14 protein-coding genes are annotated in these 24,647 nt (G+C 65.3%); 7 read left to right on the top strand and 7 right to left on the bottom strand.

All coding sequences use genetic code 11. The features are described from left to right. Nucleotides 1-83: 83 nt before the first annotated feature. Nucleotides 84-1,457, bottom strand: coding sequence for a YozE family protein (locus AC3WQM_RS00160; RefSeq protein ID WP_492676420.1), 1,374 nt, complete (start codon nt 1,455-1,457; stop codon nt 84-86). Between the two features lie 603 nt (nt 1,458-2,060). Here AC3WQM_RS00160 and AC3WQM_RS00155 point away from each other — a divergent pair. The 3 genes from AC3WQM_RS00155 to tnpC all read left to right on the top strand — a co-directional run bounded on the left by AC3WQM_RS00155 (nt 2,061) and on the right by tnpC (nt 4,448). After that, nucleotides 2,061-2,441, top strand: a complete 381-nt coding sequence (locus AC3WQM_RS00155; RefSeq protein ID WP_492676419.1) for a transposase — start codon at nt 2,061-2,063, stop codon at nt 2,439-2,441. After that, the gene (gene tnpB, locus AC3WQM_RS00150) at nt 2,438-2,773 is read left to right on the top strand and encodes an IS66 family insertion sequence element accessory protein TnpB (RefSeq protein ID WP_492676418.1); all 336 of its coding nucleotides are present in this window, start codon (nt 2,438-2,440) and stop codon (nt 2,771-2,773) included. Before AC3WQM_RS00155 ends, tnpB begins: the two co-directional genes overlap by 4 nt. Before the next feature lie 70 nt (nt 2,774-2,843). Further along, nucleotides 2,844-4,448, top strand: a complete 1,605-nt coding sequence (gene tnpC, locus AC3WQM_RS00145; protein ID WP_492676417.1) for an IS66 family transposase — start codon at nt 2,844-2,846, stop codon at nt 4,446-4,448. Nucleotides 4,449-5,100: 652 nt separating this feature from the next. Here tnpC and AC3WQM_RS00140 read toward each other — a convergent pair. Beyond that, nucleotides 5,101-6,045, bottom strand: coding sequence for a LysR family transcriptional regulator (locus AC3WQM_RS00140; RefSeq protein ID WP_492676416.1), 945 nt, complete (start codon nt 6,043-6,045; stop codon nt 5,101-5,103). Between AC3WQM_RS00140 and AC3WQM_RS00135 the strand changes: the two genes are divergently transcribed. After that, nucleotides 6,036-6,272 (top strand): hypothetical protein, encoded by a 237-nt coding sequence (locus tag AC3WQM_RS00135; protein ID WP_492676415.1) that lies wholly within the window; start codon nt 6,036-6,038, stop codon nt 6,270-6,272. The two genes, AC3WQM_RS00140 and AC3WQM_RS00135, sit on opposite strands and share 10 nt — an antisense overlap. Nucleotides 6,273-6,282: 10 nt before the next feature. On the opposite strand, the gene AC3WQM_RS00130 is transcribed toward AC3WQM_RS00135, so the two are convergent. Continuing rightward, nucleotides 6,283-6,588: a hypothetical protein gene (locus AC3WQM_RS00130; protein WP_492676414.1), complete on the bottom strand. Its 306-nt coding sequence runs from the start codon at nt 6,586-6,588 to the stop codon at nt 6,283-6,285. Between the two features lie 121 nt (nt 6,589-6,709). Between AC3WQM_RS00130 and AC3WQM_RS00125 the strand changes: the two genes are divergently transcribed. Both AC3WQM_RS00125 and AC3WQM_RS00120 read left to right on the top strand, forming a co-directional pair. Then, the gene (locus AC3WQM_RS00125; protein WP_492676413.1) at nt 6,710-6,991 is read left to right on the top strand and encodes an HU family DNA-binding protein; all 282 of its coding nucleotides are present in this window, start codon (nt 6,710-6,712) and stop codon (nt 6,989-6,991) included. 234 nt (nt 6,992-7,225) lie between these two features. Beyond that, nucleotides 7,226-7,531, top strand: a complete 306-nt coding sequence (locus AC3WQM_RS00120; RefSeq protein WP_492676412.1) for a hypothetical protein — start codon at nt 7,226-7,228, stop codon at nt 7,529-7,531. Between the two features lie 15 nt (nt 7,532-7,546). Here the strand turns inward: AC3WQM_RS00120 and AC3WQM_RS00115 are convergent, their stop codons facing one another. Further along, nucleotides 7,547-8,455: a LysR family transcriptional regulator gene (locus AC3WQM_RS00115; protein WP_492676411.1), complete on the bottom strand. Its 909-nt coding sequence runs from the start codon at nt 8,453-8,455 to the stop codon at nt 7,547-7,549. Nucleotides 8,456-8,978: 523 nt separating this feature from the next. Between AC3WQM_RS00115 and AC3WQM_RS00110 the strand changes: the two genes are divergently transcribed. Then, complete coding sequence (locus AC3WQM_RS00110) at nt 8,979-9,185, top strand: hypothetical protein (protein ID WP_492676410.1); 207 nt, start codon at nt 8,979-8,981, stop codon at nt 9,183-9,185. Nucleotides 9,186-9,197: 12 nt separating this feature from the next. On the opposite strand, the gene AC3WQM_RS00105 is transcribed toward AC3WQM_RS00110, so the two are convergent. The 3 genes from AC3WQM_RS00105 to AC3WQM_RS00095 all read right to left on the bottom strand — a co-directional run bounded on the left by AC3WQM_RS00105 (nt 9,198) and on the right by AC3WQM_RS00095 (nt 24,470). Next, nucleotides 9,198-9,437 carry a hypothetical protein gene (locus AC3WQM_RS00105; RefSeq protein ID WP_492676409.1) on the bottom strand — a complete coding sequence of 80 codons (240 nt, stop codon included), beginning with the start codon at nt 9,435-9,437 and terminating at the stop codon, nt 9,198-9,200. A 212-nt stretch (nt 9,438-9,649) separates the two neighbouring features. Further along, complete coding sequence (locus tag AC3WQM_RS00100; RefSeq protein WP_492676408.1) at nt 9,650-16,321, bottom strand: prealbumin-like fold domain-containing protein; 6,672 nt, start codon at nt 16,319-16,321, stop codon at nt 9,650-9,652. Nucleotides 16,322-17,057: 736 nt separating this feature from the next. Continuing rightward, nucleotides 17,058-24,470, bottom strand: coding sequence for an OmpA family protein (locus AC3WQM_RS00095; RefSeq protein WP_492676407.1), 7,413 nt, complete (start codon nt 24,468-24,470; stop codon nt 17,058-17,060). Nucleotides 24,471-24,647 lie beyond the last annotated feature (177 nt).

The following is a 24,647-nucleotide window of genomic DNA, read 5'->3' as shown; positions in this document are numbered from 1 at the left end:
ATCGATTATCTCGATGGTGCTGTTCGCAATGTGCGACACAAACCTTGAGGGCATTCGGGCTTCTTACGAGAGAGAAAATCGCATCAAGGATGTGACCTACGCGCACCGCTGAACTCGCGCCAACTGTCCTTGAAGGTCTCTATCACTTCTCTCGAGCGAACAACGGTTTCGAGATAGTTCAGCACAGCTTCCCGAGACGACGCGGACACTGGAAATCTCACGTCGCGAAAAACGTCTTGCGCGAGGTCACCGATTTCGTCTTGGCGTTGCGTTTGCTGCTCCAGCCATCGATGAAATGGACTCCGGGACGCTTCGTACGCGGCCTGGTGTGCCAAGGCTGCGGGTGCAACGACGTTCACGGCATTCGAAGGCCGACGCAAGCCGCCTCTGCTCCGAGCCGTCCGACGCTGCCAGCGCTGCAGGTCGGAGAAGTAGCGTTCATAGGACTTGATCCCATGCTCACGATCGAAGTGACCAGCGTTGACATGCGCGTCGCAAGAGGCGCAGAGGTAGACCCCGACACCGCCCTCAAATTCATCGCCGTGCACGTAGTGTCGGTGAGGGACTCGATCGAACCCCTGGACGTGGACAAAGAAGTCTGGTTCAACCCTGACTTGCAGCGATCCGTGAAGACCCTTGATCCGCTCAAGAATCTCGTCGTCCACCCTCACCGCGCCAAAATCGAACTCCCACGCATAGACGACCCCATCGTCAGAAACCAGCTCCTGCAGTGGCGCATCGGTCAGTTCGTCAGCTGCAGCGATATCCACGTCAAGGAGGTCTGCCAGCGCTTCGGCGAGCGACAAGGTCTCCCGCCGGTTCCAGTTGGTGTCGAGCTGAGCATCTTCGATACGACACCCTACCGCCCAGAACGCCGCGCCCTGTCGCACGAGCCACAGCGTTGCGCGCACGTCCACGTGATGTCCCACATAGGGACGTTCGGTGCCTTGCTCCATCGCGATGTGCCCTTCGATCTCGATCTCATAGGGGTCGCCGTTGGTTGGGACGTCATCGAAATCCAACCCTTCGATGGGCACATAGATTTCCAGCATGCCGTCCGAATTCATGACCGCTGTTTGGCCAGACACGGTGCCGTCGTTGGCGACTACGAAGTTCACCCTCGCCTGCAACGAACTGCGAAACGCTTCCAACGACTCGTGCGCAGGCGTCCCCACCCACGACTTGCGAAGTGCCTCGAGCACCAGGGCACTGAGTTCTTCGCCTCCGAGCTCGAGATTCAAGTCTTGCGCGCGTTTGAGCAACGCAGCTTTGTCGAGCACGACGTGTGTTTCTCGTTCCAGCAAGAGCGCCGCATCAGGTGATGCTTGCAGCGCCGCCAAGGACTTGTAGCCCAATGCCGCAGCCAGGCACTGCTGAGCGTGTCCATGCTTGATCCGACCGGTGAATTGAGGATGGTGCGTGATCGCGTATGCGACCGGCGAAATGTCGATAGCCATGTAAGCTCCAAATTGGGCACAGGACGTTCGAGCGCTTACCCGTCCTGCGCCATGCGAGCTCGCATGGGTTGGACAAATCATTCTGGAATCGGTCTTGCTGCCTGGCAGCACGTCTTTTTGGAGCCGCTCGAAACTCAGGCGGACGCCTTGCGAGCAGTCTATCGCGAAATTGCGCGCGCTTGTTCTCAGCGAGCGCCCATCGCTTTCCTCGGCCGTTCCCGCGCATCGTCTTCAAGTAATCCGAGGCAAGGTTCTTCAGACACGCTACGGCTTCGCATGCTCGCCTACGCCGCGTGTATCCATGCCCTCCCACGCCCACCCTCGCCCATGCGGGTTTCGCAATTGCTGCCCGATTCTGAAAATCGAACCAACGAGGCCATGCTCTCCGCATCGCTGGTCTCGTTCATGGAGGACAGAATGAGCAGCACCAGCCAATGGTACTTATCAAACGATTTGCTGAAGTCACTGGTTACAGCTGGCAACCGCGACCTTAACGGGAGAATAGATCGCGACTTCTCTCGAACGGGCCGCGGGTTCGCCCCGCCGTAAGCGCACGGTGAAGTCATCTTGATTGCCTGAGAGTCGGCAGGCATCGTGTCCGCGATGAATGATGTGGACGCAATAGATGGTGTGGTTAAGCGGGCGACCCGTCGCAAGCACAGCGCGCGGTTCAAGGCTGAGGTCCTTGAGGCGTGCCGGCAGCCGGATGCTTCTGCCGCGGCGATCGCGAGGCTGTACAACCTGAATGCGAACGTGGTGCACCGGTGGCGTTCCGATGATCGCAAGGCTGCGTCGCCGAAGACGAATGACGTTCCAACCTTGCCGATGCCCGCCTTCATCGCGCTCGATGTGCAGCCCGAAGCCGAGATGCCTGCCCGTGACATCCGCATCGAACTGAAGCGAGGCGGCGCTACCGCAGTGGTGCACTGGCCGGTGGAATCAGCGTCGTCGTGCGCAGCCTGGCTGCGCGAGTGGCTGCGTTGATCCGCGTCGACGCCGTGTGGCTAGCCACCGAGCCGATCGACATGCGCGCTGGCACCGAGTCGGCGCTCGCGCGCGTCGTGAAGGTGTTCGGCGCCGCGCAGCCGCACCACGCTTACTTGTTTGCCAATCGACGCGCCAACCGCATGAAGGTCCTCGTGCACGACGGCATCGGCATCTGGCTGTGCGCACGTCGGCTGAACCAGGGCCGATTCCTCTGGGCCAACGCGAGCCTGGGCACGCAGATGGCGATGACGCGTGAGCAGCTCGACGCGCTTGTGCTCGGATTGCCATGGCAGCGCTTCGGGGCAGCGGGCGTCATCACCGTCGTGTAATCGCGCACCCCCCTGCAATTGCGGCAAACGCCGATGACAGTCGCGCAATCGCACGGCACCCTACGGGCTCATGGTGGACGCCGAACAACTGAAGGGCCTCAGTTCAGAGCAACTGCACGAGGTGACCCTCCGGCTCATCGATGGCTTCGCCGAACAGCAGCGCTTGCTCGAGGCCAAGGACCGCTCAATCGAGACGCTCACGCGCGAGGTCACGTTCAAGTCCACCAAGGTCGACCAGCTCACCCACGAGCTTGCACAGTACAAGCGCCTGCGCTTCGGCAAGAGCAGTGAGAAGCTCGACGTGGCGCAGGCCAGCCTCCTGGAAGAGACGCTTGACGCCGACCTGGCCGCCATCGAAGAAGAGCTGAAGCAACTTCGCCCGCCGCCCAAGACCGAGGACAAGCAGCAGCCGCGCCGCACGCCGCTGCCGGCAAACCTGCCGCGCGTCGATGTCCACCACGAACCCGAGTCGACCACCTGCACGTGCGGTTGTGCGCTCAAGCGCATCGGCGAGGACGTGGCCGAGAAGCTCGACTACGCTCCCGGCGTGTTCAGCGTCGAGCGGCATGTTCGAGGTAAGTGGGCGTGCGCGAAGTGCCAGACGCTGATCCAGGCGCCGGTGCCGGCCCAGGTGATCGACAAGGGCATCCCCACCGCCGGCCTCCTGGCGCAGGTGATGGTGGCCAAGTACGCCGACCACCTGCCGCTGTACCGCCAAGAAACGATCTTCGGGCGTGCCGGCCTAGCGATTCCACGCTCGACACTCGGGGCATGGGTTGGCGCCTGCGGGGTACGCCTGCAACCACTGGTCGATGCGCTCAAGGAAGCCATCCTCGCTTATCGCGTGCTGCATGCCGACGAGACGCCGGTAGCGATGCTCAGGCCTGGCACCGGCAAGACGCACCGCGCTTACCTGTGGGCTTACACACCAGGCGCCTTCGAAGAAATGAAGGGCGTGGTCTACGACTTCGCCGACAGCCGGGCCGGCCAGCATGCTCAGGACTTCCTGGGCGAATGGCGCGGCGCGCTGGTTTGCGACGACTACTCAGGCTACAAGGCCTTGCTGGCCAAAGGCGTCGTCGAAGCTGGATGCCTGGCACACGCCCGGCGCAAGTTCGTCGAACTGCACACGGCCAACAAGAGCCAGATCGCAGAGGCAGGCATCCAGTACTTCGCCCAGTTGTACGAGATCGAGCGCGAGGTGAAGGACCTGGACGCAGATGAGCGGCATCGCATCCGCCAAGCGCGGGGTCGGCCGATCGCCGAGGCACTGCATGCTTGGATGATCGTGCAGCGGCTCAAGGTCCCGGAAGGTTCAGGGACAGCCAAAGCACTGAACTACAGCCTGAAGCGCTGGCCTGCGCTGACGCGTTACCTAGACGATGGCAACTTGCCTGCGGACAACAACTGGGTGGAGAACCAGATCCGGCCGATTGCAGTGGGCAGGGGGAACTGGCTGTTCGCTGGGAGCCTGCGTGCCGGTCAACGCGCCGCAGCCGTCATGAGCTTGATCCAGTCAGCCAAGCTCAATGGGCACGATCCGTATGCCTACCTGAAGGACGTGTTCTTGCGCCTTCCGACACAGCCGCATAGCCGCATCGACGAACTGCTGCCGCATTACTGGCGTCCCTTGGCCCAGCGCTTTAGCGCTACACGGGCGTTGCCAGTCGCTTGAAATAGTCGACAAGAGCCTTGCCCCCGCACCTCATACAGAGAATCTTGACGGGACCATCTCTCTCCGTCGTATTCATCTCGTCGAGCAAGTCATGACGTCCCTCTATCCATGCGTTGCACCACTGCACCGATGAGTCTGAATACAACTCGCCGCAACTCGGGCAAGCGATGGACTTCAGCAGAGCATCAAAGGCGGTCCGTGGTTCATCAACGTTAGTCATCCTGAGACTGTAGAGCAATGTCCACCTGAGTTCGTCAGAGACATACCGAGCGGCTGCTCACACAGCCGGCCACGTGCTCGCGCTCGCCGCCAAATATGCGGCCCTCGTCAAGATGTGTTGCCGCGTGCTTACGGAAATTCAATGCCCAGCGCCGAACCTCAGCACCTGCACGATCAGAAACTGCGCGCGGGCCGGCCAGGTAATCGAGCAACGGCTGGTAGGCCTGCGGCACCAGGCCGCGCGACAGTTCCAGCGCGTTGGTGCGCAGCCCGTGCGCGCCCCATTCGACAGCCAGTGGGCCACCAGCATCCGGGCCGCGTCAGCGTCACTGGCAGTAGCCAGCCAAGCCTCGGTTCGGGCACAGGCAGCGTTAGGCTGGCCAACGCGGCGTGGCTCGAATAAAAGCAGCGAGCCGCATCGCGCACGGCATGCTCACGGATGTTGCTTGGCGTAGCGAAAGAGAAAGCTCTTGAAATCAAAGGCCGCCTTGCTCATCCCATCGTCCTTGGGGCTCAACACCCCGATGGGCTGAAACGGGGGCATGTCGACCACATCAAGCACCGCCAGCTGAGCCTGCTCGATCAATTGGCGAAAGACGCTATACGGCGCAAGCCCGACAACCCGCTCGCTGCGAAGCTGCGCCATCGCAATAGAGAGCGAAAACGCGGTCACGTTTCCATATCTGGGGGTGATACCGTGATGGTTCATGAGCATGTCGAGCACCTTGCGAGCCGGAATGGCTGGATGCATTGGCAACCACAACTCGTCGGACAGGTCCGCGAAGCCCAGCGATCGCCGGGCCACAAGCGGATGCTGCGGTCCGGTCACCACGACGAGCCGATCCGGCATCAGCTCGGCGAACTCCCAACCTTCGGGGAGTACTGCGGGCTCGCGGCACAGCATCATGTCGATTTCCTGCCTGAGAATCAGCGAGGCAATTCGAGTCATGACTTCCTCCTGCACTTCGACCATCACGTCGGGTCTCGCAGCAACGAAAGGAGGCAAAGCCCGTACCAGCAGACCATTCAATGCGGCCTCGATGCCGCCGACACGTACGATGCTGCGCTCGCTCGTGCGCCGAAATGTCACGAAATCGGTCCCTCTTTCCAGCGAGGCCAGTGCGCGCCGCACGAAGGGCAGCAGCTCCTGCGCGATGTCCGTCATCTGCATGCCGCGCGCGTGGCGCAGGAACAGCGCGCACTCGAGCAGTTGCTCGAGGTCCGCGATAAGGCTCGTGACCGCGGGTTGAGAGGCGCCGATGGATTCTCCGGCCCGCCTGGCGCTGCCCAACTCGGCAACGGCGACAAATGCCTGCAAGTGCCGAACGCGCCCGCCAGACACGAGGCGCCCATAGAGGACTGCTGCTGATGGTGTCATGGCTGAATATCCTCACCGACAAAGAAGCTTCGGCACACATCGCACCGAAAGATGCGGCAAGCCCTGCAACTGCACACGCGGCCGGATTCAGCGTCTGCCGCATCGGCTTTCTCCGCAGAGGCTACACCAAGCAAAGCTCTGCCGCCACTTCCACCATTGCGAGTGAGAAAGTTCGCTTTCGATCGCCACTCTCGAGCTATCGCTTTGTCGGCAACCAAATGCTATGAGTTGGGCGCCTTATGCATGCGGCGCCGTGGCGGGGATTTCCGTGGGAGCTTCTGTGTGCGTCGAGGGCGGTAGTGCGGCGATCAGCACCAAGGCGATCCCGAAGACGATGACAGTGATGGCGGTTTTCAAGTTTCTTTTTCTCTTCTGAGCAGATGCAGTCGCTGCGGGGCCGGGATGATATGCGTCGGCGTCCGCCAGAGCCGTCACTTCGCGTGAAAAATTTCCGTTTGAGAAGACCTCAAGAAAGACACGAGGTAACGGCAATGGAAACTGTGAAGAATTCCGTCGCGTCACAAGCCCTTCGCGGCAGGCCATGATGTTTCCGTTTCGAAACGCTTCCACTCCACAAGTCGGCCATGGTCGTGCGTAGACTCGATCCTGCGCGCATTTGCGTCGCTGATTCCTTATCAACCCATCCATTGAAAGACTTCCTGTTTTGAACAAGACCGACCTCGTCGCAGCCATCGCTGCAGATACCGATCTCAGCAAGATCGATGCGGCCCGAGCACTAGATTCCGTCATCGAGAATCTCTCTCGCGCAATGGCACGCGGCGACACCGTGCAGTTGATTGGCTTCGGCACCTTCTCGGTGTCAGACCGACCTGAGCGCTCCGGCCGCAATCCGTCGACGGGTGAGCCGATGACCATCAAGGCGAGCAAGGCACCGAAGTTTTCCGCGGGCAAAGCGCTCAAGGACACGATCAACAACGTCAGTTGAGAGCCGGTCTGGCACCGTCATGGCGGTCGGTCGAGAACAAAGACCTTGCGAGCGTGACTTTTCCTTGCCGGATCAGAATTAGCTCCTGTGTCCTCGTGACGCCAAAGAACATCGGGCTTCACAATATCCACGCTGCTTCACATGGAGCAGCTCTTCGGTAGTTTTGATCGCTTCACCCGCTTCGGCGGGTTCTTTTTTTGGGCGCCCTACACATCGCCCGTGCAGGATATCTAGATGACGATGGAATGTCTGCGGCACTTTGCCGGACAGAAGCTTCCCTGCGAAACCTTCGCCCTCCCGGAAATCAACGCTCTCAGAATGCTCAGGGATGCGGAACTTGTCATGGCGTTCATCCCACCGCGTGATGCAGTTGGAGACGATGGACTGAACGACAAACCCGCCATGGTGCTCGCCATCACAAAGAAAGGCCGCCAAGCCTTGCGAGACGCCTCGGAGTCGGCAGGCAAAAGCTGCGGCGCGTTGTTCGGCAATCCGCCCGACGGTATGCCGAACGCCTCGCAACGCCCAAGCACTCCCTGACCACCAGGAGCGCCGCTAAGGATGCTGCTTGACGTAGCGGTAGAGAAACTCCTTGAGTCTGCGGGCTGCCTGGCTCATGTCGTCATCTTTGGGGCTGAGCACCCCCATGGGATGGAACGCAGGAATATCGATCACGTCGAGCACCGCCAGTTGGCCGAGGTCGATCAATTGACGAAAGACGCTGTAAGGGGCAAGGATCATCAGCCGCTCACTGCGCAGCTGCGCCAGCACCAGCGGGGTTGAAAGCGCCTCGATCTTCCGGAATTTCGCAGTGAACCCATGGTGGTTCAGCAGTTCGTCGAAGACGCGGCGTGCCTGGGTCGCGGGATGCATCCGTAGCCATGTCTCGTCGCTCAGTTCGGAGAAGCTCAGCGCGCGCTTCGCGACCCATGGATGCTGCGGCCCGACCACCACCACCAGCCGGTCCGGCATGAGTTCGGAAAACTTCCATCCCTCCGGCCGAACTGCAGGTTCGCGGCACAGCATCATGTCGATCTCCTGCTTGAGGATCATCGTTGCAGTGCGTGGCGCGTTGGCCTCGTGGAGTTCGATCATGACGTCCGGTCTCACACTGGCGAATGCCGGCAGCGCACGCACCAGCAGGCCGCAGACCGCGCCGTGGATGGCGCCTATGCGCACGATGTCGTGTTCGCTCGTGTGCCGGAACGCCACGAACTCCGCGCCTCTTTCGAGAGACGCCAGCGCGCGCCGTACGAAAGGCAACAACTCCGCAGCCACCTCCGTCATCCGCATACCGCGCGCATGACGCTGGAACAGCGTGCACTCCAGCAGTTGTTCGAGGTCGGCAATGAGGTTCGTCACGGCGGGCTGGGTCAGTCCGATGGCATCGCCCGCGCGCTTGACGCTGCCCAACTCTGCGACGGCCGCGTACGCCTGCAGGTGGCGGATGCGGGCACTCGTCATGAGGCGACCATAGAGCGTTGCCGCGGATGGCGTCATGACAAATCAACCTCGTCCAAGATCTGACAGCCGCGCCCCACCATCCAGCACCGCCGCACGATCGATGCTCGATCCACGTCATGCATGGAAATTCCAGCCTCTTTTCAAAAAGGCCAAGTGGTCGACGATTGGGTCGCACGCATGGCTTGACCTCCATGCTGCAACGTAAATGACCGTAAATTGAAACGGAATTTTTCCTCGCAGTCCAGACCTTTGCCTGGCAGCGCCGACATACCTGCCATGCGCAGGTGTAAAACATGGAGGCTGTCACGCACCCAAGTAAAACCTTCTGATCAATTGGATCGCTCGACCCGCTTCGGCGGGTCTTTTTTTGCCTCATGGAGAACAATGAAGAACATTCGAATCTCCATGAATTCGAGGCACTGTTCGCACATCCTTTTTCGATTATTTCGCTACCGATACGCGCTGTCGTCCTTCATGCGACTTCGTGCGTTGGGCACTCCAATTTCCTCCGAAGGAGGCCGGAATGTCCAGAACCAATCAACGCACCAGTTTCGAGAAAATCAAGACCCAGTTCGGCAGATCGTTTCAGCGCGGCGATCGCGTTGTCTGTGAAGGCCGGACCGGCACGATCACGGGAATTACCTATCCGCATGTGCGCGTGCGCTTCGACGGGCAGCAGATTTCGGTGCCTTGCGATCCCCGCGAACTCCAGCTGAGCACGCTGCACTGAGTGCTGCTGCAGCTACAGAGGGGGCAGGTCGACCTTTGCCACGTCGAGCGCGTTCAGCGCGCACACCCCGGCCAGCCACGCTTCGGCGGCGGTCTCGTGCGGCGTTTCATCGGTGAACAAGGGGCGATACGACAGACAGTCGACGGCGTCCGTGATGGCATCCAGCACCGTGAAATAGAACGCGCCCGGCGCCAGCTCATTGATGGTAAGCGCCCAGCGCCCTTCCCAATTCATTCGCATCCTGTGGTTCATTCGTGATTTGTACGCCACGACTTCATGCCAGGGCGTAAATGAACATGAAGGAGAGTGGAAGTTTTTCTCGACCTCGCCTGCTTTGTGTATGGCATCGAACGCGGCATCCCGCGCAGCGCTTAAAACAACGGCGCTGCCTTGCTGTGGACGCAGGGCAGCTTTGTGATCGTTGACTGTTTAACCCGCTTCGGCGGGTTCTTTTTTACCCTCTGTCAATCGACCTTGATCTGGAACAGCACGCTACCTGTCGCCCCGGGGTTCAGCGTGCCGGAAAAGATCCAGCTCACAGGCCCTGATCCGCCAGCCGTCTGCGCCGCATTGCAGGCCACCGTGGCAGCGGGTGCTGGGTTGGCCGGCGTCGCCTTGCTGCAAGCCGTGAGCGTGGTGGGCGTCGTACCGGTCGTGCTCGACACGAAGGTGGTGTAGGCCGGCGTGGCGTCGTTCACCGTGAGGTTGCCGATCGGGGTGGTGCCGTTGTTGGTGTAGGTGACGCGGTACTCCAGCGTCTCTCCCGACTTGGCCTGGTTGTTCACGGTGAAGACCGTGGCCCCCTGCGTCACGTTGCGTACTTCCTTCTTCAGTTCCAGCGCCGACGTGGAGACCGTCGTGATGTCGTCCAGCGTGTAGCTGGCGCTGAGCGTTGGAGCCGGCAACGAGTTGGTGAGCGTGAAGTTGGCCTGCACCTTCGCATCATTCGAATAGCCCGGCTGCGCCGTAGCGGGAATGAACTCCTGCACGATCACGCACACGCTCTGGCCTGCGGTCACGGTGGTCGATGCAGACGGCGGGTACAGCGTGGCAGCACCCGGCTGGAGGCTGCCGCTGCAGGTCGGGTCCGCAAAGATCTTCTCGGCCCAACCGGCCAGCGTGGGCGTCGAGGTCGATGCGCTGATTGCGAAGGTCACGCTTCCGCCCGTGCCCGCCACGAAGGTGTGCGCGTAGGTCACGGTATTGCCCGGCTGTCCGGTCTTGGCGCCGCTCGTTGCAAAGGTGCTGGGGTCGACATCACCGAAGTTCAGGTTGGCATGGGCGGCGCCCGTCCATGTGAATGCGATCCGGTCGGGGGTGCTTGCCCGCGTGTAGGTGTACGTCGTGCCTGACGCTGCAATGGCCGCACCTGAAGGCAATGCAAAGTTGCCTACCGACGCACCGGTGGAAATCCGCGCGCCCGTGTTGGCCTCTTCGACGCACAGCGCACTGCCCACGGTCACCGACGCGGGAATAGCCAAGGTGTAGGCACCGGAGCCATCGGTGATCGTGGAGCCGTACACGGTGGCGGCGCAGTTGGTCAGCCGCACGGTGACGCCGGTAATGCCGGCTTCGGCGCCGTTCAGAACACCATCGTTGGCAATGGCGGAGGCACCCGTTCCGGTGTCCAGGAAGACCCTGCCACTCACGGTGGCCGCCACCACATTGGTGAAGGTACACGCTACCGCGGCACCGTTGGCCAGACCGGCAGCGGGCAGCGTCACTGTCCGTGCCGCCGTATCGACCACGGCCGTCGCGCCGCCAGCCAGGCCGCTGCAGGTCGCACCGGCAAAGGTGAAGCCGGCCGGCATCGACCCGGCCGGTTCAGTGAGCACCGTCTGGGCGTTCGCCGCCAGCGTCTTCACGGCACCGGCCACCGTGGTCCCGGCTGTCGTCACCTGGATACTGTCGGTGCCGAAGCCGTTGTCGCCGCTGAATACGAACGTGCCCGTGCCGCCCATTGCCTGCTTGCTGATCTGCACGGTCGGCAGTCGGCTGTTGGTGTACGTACAGACGATGGCCTTGCCGGCGTCGGCTGCGCCGATCAACAGCGTGTTGGTGCTCTGGCCGTTGGTACCGCTCAACGCATTGGCCGTCGCACCGCCGTTCGCGGTACACGACAGCACGGTCGTGTAGCTGGTCAGCGTGCCTGTGGTCATCGTCTCCGCCGGGAACGTGAGGACATCGCCCACTGCAATGGCCACGGCCGTGCCGCTGTTGTTTGCCGCCGGCGCGGTCGCCGTGAATGTCGTGGTGTTGCTCGCGCCGCCCGTGCTCGCGCCGATGCGGGCCACATTGCCCGTCGTGCTGCCGACGCCCCAGGCCTTCGCCAGTTGCAGCGTCGCGGTCTTGCGCATGTTGACGTAGGTGCAGGTCACCGCGCTATCCTTGGGCATGACGAAGCCCCGGCTCAAGCCGCTGCCCGTCGTCACGGCCACGGCGCTACCGTCGAGATCCTTGGTACAGCTCAGCGTGGTGGTGTAGCTGGCCTCGTTGCCGCTGGTGAAGACTTCGGCAATGGTCACCGCGCTGCCGCTGGCCGCTGTGGCCGTTGCATTGGTGGTAGTGGCGGGCGCGGTGGACGAGCCGGCGGTGATCGCCGTCACGTCGGTGGCGGTGCCGCTGATGGCGAGGCTGACCGCATCGCCTGCATTGGCGTTGGTCCAGGTCTTCGTCACCTTCACCGGGAACGTCTGGCGGGTGTTGGTGGTGATGCAGCTGACGGGGTACGTGAGGTCGCCCACCGTCACCGTGGCACCGCTCACGGTCCATGGGGAACACGAAGTCAGCACGCCGGTGTAGCCGCCGACGTTGCCTGGAGCCAGCGTCTCGGCCAGGGTCAGCGTTTCGCCGGCGAACACCTGCACCTGCGTGGCCGCCGCATCCGAATCGAAGTCGGCGGGCGAGGCCGCATCGGAAGCAAGGGTGTGGAACACCGTGCCGCCGCGCGTCACCGTCAGGGTGGCGTCGTCACCGGGCACCGCGCCCGCCCATTGCTTAGCCAGCCTCAGGAAGCCCGACTTGCGCGTGTTGGTGTAGGTGCAGACGATGGTCTTGCCGGCGTCGGCTGCGCCGATCAGCAGCGTGTTAGTGCTCTGGCCGTCAGTGCCGCTCAGCGCGTTGGCCGTGGCCCCGCCATCGGCGGTGCACGACAGCACCGTGCTGTAGTTCGTCAGCATGCCGGTGCTCATCGTCTCCGGCGGCAAGGTGATGGTGTTGCCCGCCGCGACGTTCACACCCGCACCGCTGTTGGCCGTCGAGGGCGCGGTCGCAGCGAACGCCGGCGTGTTGCTCGCCCCGCCCGCGCTGGCGCCGATGTTCGCCACGTTGCCCGCGATGCTGTTCGCGCCCCAGGCCTTCGCCAGTTGCAGCGTGGCGGTCTTCTTCGTGTTGATGTACGTACAGACGATGGCCGTGTCGGCCGCGCCGACCGTGAGCGTGCTGCCCGACAAACCGCTGGTGCCGGTACAGCTCAGCGCGCTCGTGTAGTTGGCTGCACTGCCCGTGGTGAAGGTTTCGGCCAGGTTGATGATGCTGCCCACGGGCACGGCCTGCGGCGCACCGGCGTCGGTCTCGGCAGCCGTGTTGGCCACCGAGGCCAGCGTGGTCAGGCCCGTGCCCGTGATGCTCACCGCGTCATTGACGCTCGCACCCACCCAGGTCTTGGCCAGCGTGACGTTCGCCGTCTTCGCGGTATTGGTGATCTCGCACACGATCGGCAGGCCGGCATCGGCGATGCCCAAGGTCAGCTGGTTGCCGCTGAGCGAGCCGCCGCCGGTGCAGCTCCAGGCACTGGCGGCGTAGGAGCCTGCGCTGGTGCCGAATGGTGTCTCCCCCAGCGTGACCGTGTCGCCCACGGCCACGCGTTGCGGACCGCCGGTATCGGTCTCGTTGGGCGTGTTGGCGATCGCCTGCAGATTGGAGGCATAGCCGATGTTGTGGTTCGGGTGCACGGTGCCTGTGGCGGTCAGAGTGAAGGCATCGTTGACCAGCGCGTTGACCCACTTCTTGCGCAGCTGCACGGTCGGCGCCTTGGCGTTGGTGACGGTACAAACGATGTTGGCCCCCGCTGACGTGGCCGCGGCATCCAGCGTGAACTGGTTCTTGTTTTGCGCGGTGCCGCGCGTCACCGTGCCGCCGCTGCCCATGCCGGTACAGCTGACGCCCGTGATGACGTAGTCGGGCACACCCGCGGCAGGCGTGTAGGTTTCGGTGACCGTGGTCGCAACGCCTGGCGCCGTCAGCGTCTGCACCGCCCCATTGACGGCGGTGCCGGCCACGGTGGTGGTGATGGTGTGCAACGCGACGCCGTTGGTGCCCGTGAACTCGAAAGCCGCCGTGCCACCCAGCGAACGCTTGGCGATGGTCAGCGTCGGCGGCTTGCCGATGTTGGTGTAGGTACAGACGATGGCTTTGCCCGCATCGGCCGCGCCAATCAGCAGCGTGTTGGTTGCCTGGCCGTCTGTACCGCTCAGTGCGTTCGCTGTGGGGCCGCCATTGGCGGTACACGACAGCACCGTCGTGTAGTTGGTCAGCGTGCCCGTGGTCATCGCCTCCGCGGGCAGCGTGATGGTATTGCCCGCCACGACCATCACGGCCGCGCCGCTGTTGGCGACCGTGGGCGCCGTGGCGGTGAACGCGGTGGTGTTGTTCGTTCCACCCGTGCTCGCGCCGATGCTCGCCACGTTGCCGGCGATGCTGCCGACGCCCCAGGCCTTGGTCAATTGCAACGTCGCAGCCTGGACCACGGCGGTCGTCGCCGTGCTCGCATCGCAGGGTTGCCCCAGCGCCGTCGTACACAGCGGGTCGCCGCCGCCCGACACATTCACGACGTTGGTGGCACCCGACGGCCCCACCGCGCCCACGGCCACTGTGACCGGCACGGTGATGACGATATTGCCGTTGGCCACGCCCGTGGCGATCGTGCAGCCCGCCAGGTTTGTCGCACCTGCCGCCGGGCATCCGCTCAAGGTGCCACCCGTGGCCGTGACAGGACCACTGGTGGTGATGCCCGCAGGCAAAGGATCCGTCAGCGTGATCGGCGCCGTCGTCGGTCCGTTGGCCACCGTGATGGTGATGGTGTAGCTCTGCCCGCTCGCGCCCACCAGCAGCGGGTTCGCGCTGGCCGTCTTGGTCGTCGTGAGCTGGGGCAGCTTCTTCCGGTTGGTGAAGGTACAGGTGATGTCGTCGTTGCCCGTGGGCGTCACCGAGAAGCCAGTGGTGCCAGGACCACTCGGCAGCACAGTGGTGGAGCCCGCGACCGCATTGGTACAGCTGAGGCTTGAGACGTACTGCGCCATCGTCGTCGTGAGGTTGCCTCGCGTTTCCGACAACGTGTAGGTGCCGCCGGAGTTCGCAGGGAACAAGGCGTTGGTGTCGGCCAGACCCGTCGCCGTGGTGCCATTGCCGAGGGTGGTGAGCAGAACCGTCGAGGTGCTGGCCGTCGCCCCGCTCGGACCGACGATCGACAGGCTGAACTGGTCGGGCGTGAGCAGGCCGTCATTCACGCGCCCATCGGGCAGCAGCTTGGTCAGGCGAAGGCGCGGACGGGCGTTGGTGAACACGCAGGTGAAGTCGGCACCGGCCTTCACGTTCACTGCTGGAATCGTCAGCGTGCTGCCCACCAGCGTGCCGATCGGGCCCGCAGGGTTGCCGGTGGCCGTGCTGTTGGCATCGGTGCAGCTGGCGGAAACCAGCGCCCATCCGGTCAACAAGCCGGTCAGCGGCGCTTCGGTCAGCGTCACGGCCACGCCCGTCGTGGTCACGTTGATCGGCGTCGGCGATGACGGCGTCGGTGTGTCGGCAGCGATCGTGATGACGCCCGTCGGTGCGCCCGCCAGGTTGGTCTGGCTGAAGTTGAACGTGCCGCCCGTTCCCCCCTGCGTGACCTTCTGCACCTTCACGGTCGGCGTCTTGGCGTTCGTGAACGTACAGGTGACTGTCTCCCCCGCCCCCACGGTAATGGAGGCCGTGCCGCTCGCCACGCTGCCGCCGGTGGTGCAGCTCACATTGCTTTGCGTCCACCCGCTGGGAAGCGTCGCCTCCTTGACGGTGTAGACGGTCGCGCCGGGCGTGACATAGAACGTGCGGCTGTTGGGCAGCGTGGCGTCCGTCGGGTCGTCGTCCAGGTCGAAGCTGGCAGGCAGGTTCGAACCGCCCGTCGTGGTGAAGCTGAAGTCCTGCGCGTGGTCGGGCTGCGCGTCCTTGACGATGACGATGGTGCCCAGCACGGTGTCGGTATCGGTCGCCGTATTGGTCGCAGGCACGAGATCGGTGTATCCCGCCGGAGCCGTGAGGGTCGCGGTGTTCGCGACCGTGGCGATGCCCGTACCCACCGTCGCGGTGACGGTGAGCGTCAAGGAGCTGTTCGGCGGAAACCGCGCAATCGTCGCGCCGCCCTGCAGCGCCGTCACGCGCAGCGCCTGGTCGGCCTGCGTCAGGCTGGCCGGGCACACCGCGGCGCCCGTGGTGACCGCGCAGGTCACGTTGGTGAGGGTCAGCCCCAGGGTGGCCGGGTCGGTCACCACGGCGCCGTCCGCAAAGTTGACGGAGGGGTTGGTCACCACGATGGTGTACGTGGTGGTCGCGCCCGGCGCCACGGACGTCACGCCGTCGGTCTTGGTGAGCGTCAGGTCCATGCCCGCACGGGTCAGCGTGAACTTCGCCACCTGGCCGCCGGTGGTAAGCGTGGCCGAGCCGTTACGCGACTGCATCACGACGTTGGGAGGCGCGACACCATTGCGAAACTGGAAGGACGTACTGAAGCCGTCGGATTCGGTGCTCGTGATGAAATTCGCCCCCGCGCCGGTGCCTCCACCCATCACCGGATCGGTGTTGATGACTGACGGATTCGCCACCTCGGTGTATCCAGCGACCGTATCGAACCCCATCGACCCGGTGCCGGCGTAGCCGTTGAAGCCGAACAGCAGGACACCATCTCCAGCTGCCACAGGCGCCTGGCCTGCGTCATAGCCTGTAAGGCATTTCGACCATGTCCCGGACGTGGTGCCCAGCGACGTGCTGGCGCCTGTCGCGCAGTTCACGTCGGACGTGTCGGCCCCCGAACGAACAATGCCCGTGCCGGCAGTTCCGTCCTTGCGCTGGCTCACATTGTTGAACTGGAGGCCTGTCAGCATGGCCTCATCGCCAGCCCTATGGGGTGCTTGCACATTGGGCAGCGTGACAGTGATCGAACCGCTGCCCGTGCCGCCAAGCAAGGTGCGTAGATCGGCTTCATACAGTGCAAGGAAGTAGCTTTCCTGACTGTAGATCGTGCGGTCGATCGTGGTGGTACCGGGAAGGCCTATCCACCGGTTGGCAAAGCGAAGGTCTCCGTTCGGCGGTGCCAGTGGACTGGACAGCGTCATGGAGCCGCCCGGCCCGCTAGCCGTGAACTGGATCTGAACGTTCGCCCCGTTGTTGGCCACCATGGTGGGGCCGGCGAAATTGCTGTTGGCCTGACTGGCCGGTTCATCGACGCAATCCGCAACGGTTTCGCTGCCGCCACTGATACAGTGATCCCGCTCAAAAGATGCAGAGAGAAGCACGACGCGGTTCTGCCCTGCCGCCACATTGAACACCAGCGTGGGGGTGCCGAACGCACCCGAGCCACTGGCCGTAGCCGTGGTCGTGCCGGCGAAAGTCACCGTTTGCGCTTGCGCCTGCATCGGTGCCAGGGCCACTGCGGCCAACGCAAGCAAACCGCTCGACAGGGCCGACGCAAATCGCGCGCACAAGGTTCTGGGCATCATTCTTCTCTTCTGTCGGTGAGGCGGCGTGACGACGGTGTGCGTCACGGGGCGAGCGGGCGCAGTGCTCGCAGGCAAGAAAATCGGCAGGTGAACGGGCAGCGCGGCATCGTGGGCAACCGGCTCAGCCGGCCACTTCGATCTCGAGCGGCTGCTTGCGCGCACCGCCTTGCGGCACGGGCCGGTCGGCCTTGACGCGGGCCGAGCTCACGCCCTGCCCCACGAGGTAGGCGGCGACGGCTTCGGCGCGCTGTGCCGGCAGCTCCGGCGCGGCATCGGCCGCGCCTTCAGGTGCGGGGGCACCGATGATCTCGACCACGTCGTAATGCTCGCTCTTGATGCGCGAGACGACCTCGTCCAGCACGGCGTGGGCATCCGGCTTGAGCGTGTGCTGGCCGGCTTCGAACAGGGCCTGCGCCTGCAGCGTGATCTTTCCCGGCGGCAGCGCAGCCGCGGGCTCGCCTGTCCTGGCCACAGCCCCCGCAGAAGCGAACCCCAGCGCGGTCTCGTCGAACTTGAAGCGCAGCCGCACGAACGCGCCCTTGCTCGTGTATTCGCCGGCGGTCAGGTCGCGGTCTTTCAGGCCCACGACGTTGTAGCCACCCGAGAGCCACAGGTCCTTGTAGACTTGGTAGCCGACCTCGAAGCCCAGCGTCTTCTGCAGCGAGCCGCCGCTGCCGTGCAGCAGGCCCGCCTGCACGCCGACGTCCCAGTCCTTGTTGATGTCGTAGGTCAAACGGCCCTGCAGCAGCTGCGCCGAATAGCTGCTCTTGAGCACGCCGTCGTCCTGCGTCGCGCGCTTGGCTGCGAAGCGACCGGTGATGTAGGTGCCGGGCTGCGGGTTCACGTTGACGTGCACCGACACGATGTCGGCCTGGTAGTCGCCGGCCTGCGTGGCGTCGGAGCCGAAAGCGTTGCCGCTGATCGTGCCGAGCGTGGTGCCCGCGCCGCGCACGGCTTCGGTCTTGTGCTCGTAACGGGCCAGCATGTTCCACACGTCCTGTCCCACCGGGCGGTAGGCCACACCCACCTGCTGGCGCGACAACGTGCGGCGGTCGCCTTCGTTGGCGCCCTTGCCCTTGCTGTCGCTGTAAACGCTGCGCACGAGCAGGCTCCAGTCGTCGTCGATCTTGTAGCCCAGACCCGCGCTCGACAGCACGGTGTTGGAGTCGTCGGCCCAGCGCGCCTCCAGGATCGCGCTCGCCTTCACGCGCTCGCTGGCGTACTCGACACCGCTGACCACCGCGGTGGAATCGCCCTGCCCCAGGATGCCCGCGGTTGCCGGGGTGGCGCCCATCGCCTTCACATGCTCGACGCCGCCGGTCAGGCGCCAGCGCTCGTTCAGCTTGAAGGTGTTGCGGATTCCGATGGCGTTCTGCGCCGTGGGGCCGTCGACCGAATCGGCCAGGCGGTACTCGTTGTAGACACGCCCGCCTTCCATGTAGTTGCTCTCGACGCCGAGGATGCCGGTATTGCGCGACTGCCGGCTGTTCAGGTCGTAGATGCCGCCGAGCGTGGAGATGAACTCGTAGCGGCCGTAGATGCGCGTCTTGTCGGTGATGGCGTAGTTGCCGCCGATCGCGATCTGCTTGCCGCTGCTGCGCAGATCCTGCTCGCCTTCGACGAAGACCTGGGCCTGGGGCAGGCTCGGCACCTGCGCCGTGAGCCGCCCGCGCACGGTGGCGAGGTTGTCCTGCTGCTTGTCGAGCAGCGCGCCCGCGGCATTGGCCACGCCGCCGAGTGCGGTGACCGAGCTTCCGACCGTGGGCGAACCCAGGGCGCCGTTGTAGCTGGAGACCTGGTTGTAGTCGAACAGCGAAGCCGACGCGCTCGAGGTGGAGCCATAGCGCAGGCCGAGCTCTCCCGTGAGGCTGTCGTTGATCTTCTTCTGCGCGCTGACGGTCACGCCCTGGGTGTTACCCACCGCCAGGTTGTCCTTGCTGTAGAGCGCCTCGGCGCGCACCTGCAGCGTGGCGTCGACCTTGTATTCGGCACGCGCGCTGGCTTCGGTGCGCCCCGCCGCGAAGGTCGCGCCCGGGTTGTCGAAGCCCTTGCTCGTGCGCGCGGCCTGCACCGCGACGCCGAGCGTGTCGTCCTGGTGGCGCAGTTCGATGCGGCCCGCCGAGCCCTTGCCGTTCAGGTCGGAATCGGTCTGCACCAGCTCGGCCGCCGCGCTGGTGTTGTCGCCCAGGCGCGCCAGTGCGGTGACCGCGCCCAGCTTGCGGCGGTTCTCCGGGTTCTGGTCGGTACCGAGCACCACGCCCAGTTGCAGGTTGTCGGCCACCTTCACTTGCACGTCGGTGCCGGCCACGGTGTACTTGGGGCCGCCCGCGTCGATCTCGTAGGTGACGCGGATCGACTGCGGGTTCAGGTTGGCATCGACCGATGCAATGGGGCGCGTGAACAGGATGCGACGCGACAACGGCTCGATCGTGTAGTCCACGAAGCGCGTTGCCGCCACGTTCTGCAGCACCACGTTCGGCTGGCTGCGATCGCGCACGAGGATCTCGACGCGCTCGCTGTTCTCCACGAAGTCGCCGGCGCTGCCCGTGCCGACACCCAGGTAGTACGGCCCGGAGATGCCGCGCGCGGCGAACTCTTCCACCTGCTGCGTCTGCGACGTGCGCGAGGCGTAGCTGGTGGCGCGCACCGTGTCGGTCTCGTACACATGCTTCAGGCCGGTGAGCGTGCGGCTGGTCTGGCTCAGCTGGCGCACGTCGGCGCTGCTCGAGGTGACGAAGTCGCCATACATCAGGAACGAGCGGTTCTTGTCGATGCGCACATACAGGCGCTGCGAGCTTTGCGCGTCGAAGCCGCGCACCGACGAATCGCCATAGACCGGGTAGAACTCGTCCGGACGGATGTCGCGGAACAGCCGGTCCTTGCGGTTCTTGTCGGTGTCCAGCGAGGCCGTGAGCAGGTACTCGCCCTTCACCGCGCCCTTGAAGAAGAACGCGGCGCGTGCACCTGCACGCGTGTCCTTCGGGTCGCTCGACAGGCTGCGCAGCTCGGTCTCGAAAGCGGCGCCGGCCGGCATCTCGCCGAGCGCGAGCGTCCCGCGCTTCGTGAAGTCGAGCGTGCCTTCGAGGATGCCGACGCCGATCATCGGGCGCAGGTCGGGCAGCAAGGCGATGCGCACCTCACGCACGAAGGCCGAGGTGGACACGCGCACGCGCACGTCACCCGGCTCGCCCGGCGGCAGCAGATGGAACTCGGCCTCGCCGCCGTCCATGAAGACCTGCGTGCCGGGCTCGTTCGGGTTCAGGTCTTCCTCTACCCAGCGCCCACGGTCGGCCTCGAGCGTGAGCTGGGCGCGGGCCGACACCGCCACGCCGGCCGCGTCGGTCAGGCGCACCTTCACAGGCACCGGCGTGCGCAGGTCGGCGCGCGCGCCTTCGGGCACCTGCACGGCGATGGCACCGAGCTTGTCGGGCGCGACCACGGTGACTTCCACCGGCCCGCCGTGCACCCCGCCGAAGTCGTCGCGCACCTCCAGCCGCAGCTGGTTGGTGCCGGGCTGGAGTACGAGACCGATGTACTCCCAGGCACTCAAGGTGGCGCTGGGCAGGGTCGCCTTCTTGCCGACGCGGCGGCCGTCGATCTTCTCGCCGTTGACCAGCAACTGCAGGTTCGCGCCCGCCGGGCCCTTGACGCGCACGTTGACCGTCTGCGACGCAAGCGTGTCGCGGTCCTTCAACCCGATGAACCCCGGTGTGTTGTCCAGGCCGGGCATCATTTTTTCCAGCTCGATGGTGCCGGGCGCGGACTGCGGCAACAGCGGCTGCGCCAACGGCGAGAGGCTGCCGCTGCGCGCGTTGATGCCGTTGGCACCGAGTGTGCCCACGCCGCTGCCCACACCGCCAGGCAAGAGGCCCGACGTACCGCCGGCCCCCCCCACCGGGCTGCTGAAGGCGCCGGCTTGCTGCACCGCGCCCAGCGTGCCGGTCAGGCCGCCGGTCGCGCCGACGCCGCCGACAAAGCTGCCCGCGCCGCCCGCGGGTGCACTCGGCAGCGTGATCAGCGGCTGGCTCGACACCACCGTGGCGCCGATGGCGCCCGAAGCGCTAACCTCGCCCGAGGCCGGCAGCGAGCGCTGGTCGCCCACGGGAACGATGGTGCCCTGTGGGTCGAGGCGCGAACGAACCGCGGCTTCGCCGTCGGCATCGGGCCGCAGGACGATGAGCTTGCGGCGCCGCGCCACGTCGTCCATCACGACAGAGTCGTCACAGCCGGCCAGCGGGAAGTTGGCCTTGTGCAGTTCGCCCTTCTTGAGGTCGACGAAGCGGCTCGCAGGGTTGTTGGCGTTGCGGTTGTCCAGCAGCACGATCTGCGCCTGCGGCGGCAGCGTCGTCTCGTCAAGTCTCAGCACGTGCGTGACGGGCTTGAGGCCGTACAGACTCCACTTGCCTTCCACGTCGGTCACGACACTGGTGCCGTCTTCCATATACAGGCGCACGCCGGGCACGCCGGGTTCCTCGGCGCCCTCTTGCGTGCGGTCGCGCTTGCAATCCATGTAGACCTTGCCGAAGGCAAAGGCCTCGTCGGAGAAGACACCGCCCGTGACGCGCACCGTGAAGGTGGCCAGGTTGGACTGCAGCGCGCCGGAGTTCGCAAGCGCGCGATTCACCACGTCGCCCGACACGGGTGCGCCCACGCCCACCCGCACGCGGTAGCGCACCATGACCGACTGGTCGATGGCCAGCGACAGCGCGGGATAGCTCCAAACCAGCTGCGGACCGCCGCCGCCGCGCGGGTTGTCCGTGGCCACGCCGTTCAGCCGCGCGCTGCCGGGCACGTACGCCAGGCCGGGCGGCAGCGTGTCGACGACGTTGAGGCCGTGGACGGCAAAGCCGGTCTTGTTGGTGACGGTCAGCGCGTAGTCGAGAAAGTCGCCGAACTCCACCTGCCGCTTGCTGCCGTCCTTGCGCATCACCAGGCCCGTCATCGAGCCCGGGTCCATCGGCACGTGGTTGTGGGCCGCGTCGCAGGCGCTGCCATCGGCATTGAAGCCGGTCACCACGTTGAAGTAATACGTGGTGGGCTCCGCGCCCTGCGGCGGCACTGTGTTGGGCACGACCTGGCCGCAGCTCGCGAAGCTCCCTGCCCGGGCCGGCAGCAGCAGCGACGGCGCCACGTAGCCGCTGCCCGCGGGCGGCGTGACGGCGATGGCGTAGGTGCACAACCCGGTCACGGGCGGGTTCTGCAGCGGGAACTGGTAGGTGCCGTCAGCGCCTGTCGTCATCGACACGCTGCCGTCCGCATTGAAGGTGTACACGCCCGTGTCGGCCCCGACGATCTCGCCCGGCTGGATGGGCGTGACCGGCCCCGCATTGCACGACTGACGCGTGAACCTGACCACCGCGCCCGCCACCGGCAGGCGCGTCACGGCGTTGTAGACCGTGCCCATCGGGTCCATCAGCACGGCGCGCGCGGAACCGACGGCCGCGGCCAGCAGGTTGGCCGGCGAAACGTTGACGGTGTTCTGCGCGAACGCCGCAGCCCAGGCCTTGTTGTCGAGCGTCACGCGCGTGCTGTCCGTTGCACGCTTGGTGGTCACGCGCACGGTGAGGGCGAGCTCTTCGCTCTGGCCCGGCGCCAGTGCCCTGCTGCCGTCGACCAGGCTCAGCGCGACCTCGGTCGGCAGCTTGTATGGGTCGGTGCTGGCCGCGGTGTCGCGGTTGCAGGTGGCGCGGCCGGTGAAGCCCGACGACGGCGACAGCAAGCCGTTGCGCGCCCGCACCGGGCCCGTCAGCTGCCACGACGCAATGCGGCCGTCCGACCTGTCCATGTCGAAGGTGCAGTTCAGGTTGTCGATGACGCGCAGGTTGGGCGCCGGGCCGTTGCCGGTGTTCGTGGCCTTGAAGCCGTAGTCGATCTCGTACACGCCGTCGCCGACTCGGCGGGGCTGCGACGCCGTCTTCACGATCGACAGCGAGGGGCCCTGCGTGGAGATGGGCGTGGGCGAGGCGTCGTTGCCGGGGTTGCCGTCGCCGTCGGCGTCGGGGTTGCTTCCATCGACCGAATCGTCGAACACCTGCGGCGCACCGCCCGGCGTGAGCGAGGCCTCGGCGCGGGCCGTGTTCAACAACGTGCCCGTGCGGCCCGTGAAGTTGATCCGCACGTCGAACTGCACCGTGAACTCCGCGCCCACGGGCAGCACCGCGCCCGGTGCGAGCAGGCCGCGTGCCGCGGCCTTGCCGGTGAAGCCGGTGTTGACGGCAGCGACCGTGCCCCCGCCGGGGTTGCCCACCACGCGCAGCGTGCCGGGCACGACCGTGTACTGGTTCGCGCCCGGCACCACGGCGGCCGTGTAGCTGCCGAACTGGGTGGCGCCCGTGCCCTCGAGCAGGTCGTTGACCTGCACGCCGTACAGCCAAGTCGTGCCGTAGTTGCGCACGTGCAGGCTGAAGCCAACGGTCGCTGTGCCGTCGGGCGAGCCGTCGGCGTTGCGATGGATGCGCGGCACCGTGGCCGCCTTTGCCACGCCGATGCGCGCGGGCGACAGGGGGATGACCACCGTGTTCGACTGCGCAAGCGTGTCGACCGCGCTGTCGTTGTAGTAGCTCTGCGCGTTGTTGCGGATGTCGCCTGCCACGTCGGCCTTGGCCTTCACGGCGAACTGCATCGCGATCGAGCCGTTGCGCACGAGCGCCGTCGGCACGCCGATCGCCACCTCGATGGCGGCCGCGTCGTCCGTGGTGCGGTAGTTGAACGCCGCGTCGCCCGGCAGGCGGTACAGCCGGACCGCACCCGCGGCCGTGCTCTGCAGCGTGCCGGCCATATAGACCGTGCCCTCGGGAATCAGGTCGCGCACCAGCACCAGCGACGACGCCACGCCGTTGACCCGGATCGCCGACGGGCCGGGCACGGCCGCGCCGGTGGGCTGCGCATCTTGTGCGCCGATGTTGGAGCCCTTGACGGTGAAGTCGATGCGCGTGGTCCCCGGGATGATCACACCGGGGTAAGACGCCGACTTGACCAGCGAGATCACCGCCGCGCTGCTGACGGTGATCACGTCGCGATTGGTGGCCGTCTGCGATTGCAGCGCCGTGGTGGCTGTCAGCGCCAGGCACGCGGTCCCGCCCGATGCCGCGGGCAGCGAGCCCTGCACCAGCAGCGATGCGGTTTCGCCGGGCTTGAGCGACAGCGCGCCGGCGCTGCCCAGCGGCAGCACCGGGTCGCCCGCATCGACCACGCCGTTGTTGTTGACGTCGCGCACGACGCGCAAGGCGCTCAGGTCGAGCTGGTCGGGGCCGCAGCCGCCGGCGTTGTTGGCCCAGGCCAGCGTGTAGCCCGACGTCACGTTGCCGACGTTGCTGAGCAAATGGCTCAGCGTGACCTGCGCGTTCGGCGGCCGTGTCACGCTCTGGTCCTGCGTGAGCAGCAGCGCCTCGACGGGCAGCACGGTGGCCTGCACGGCGTTGGAGCTCGCGGTTTCCTGCTGGCTCATCCCTGCCGGCACGTAGGTCGCGGTGGCGACGTTGCGGATCGAGACGCCGGCCGGCACAGGAGCGGCCGATGCCGGCGCGGGTGCCATCGAAAAAGCGAACAGGCACGTCGCCACCGCCAGTGCCCATGCGGCTGCCGGGAGGCGTGACCAGAATTGACGGTGGTGGATGACGTGTCGCACGAAAGGGGTTCCGAATCGGTTGCGTCGCCGTGCGAATACGCACGCGCGCCCAAGGCTCTTTCCTGCGCTGCCTGGCCTCGACAG

Source organism: Variovorax sp. FW301-JW7, from assembly GCF_058788795.1.
The sequence above is the reverse complement of the archived record's forward strand: the minus strand, read 5'-3'. Positions and strand labels throughout refer to the sequence as shown.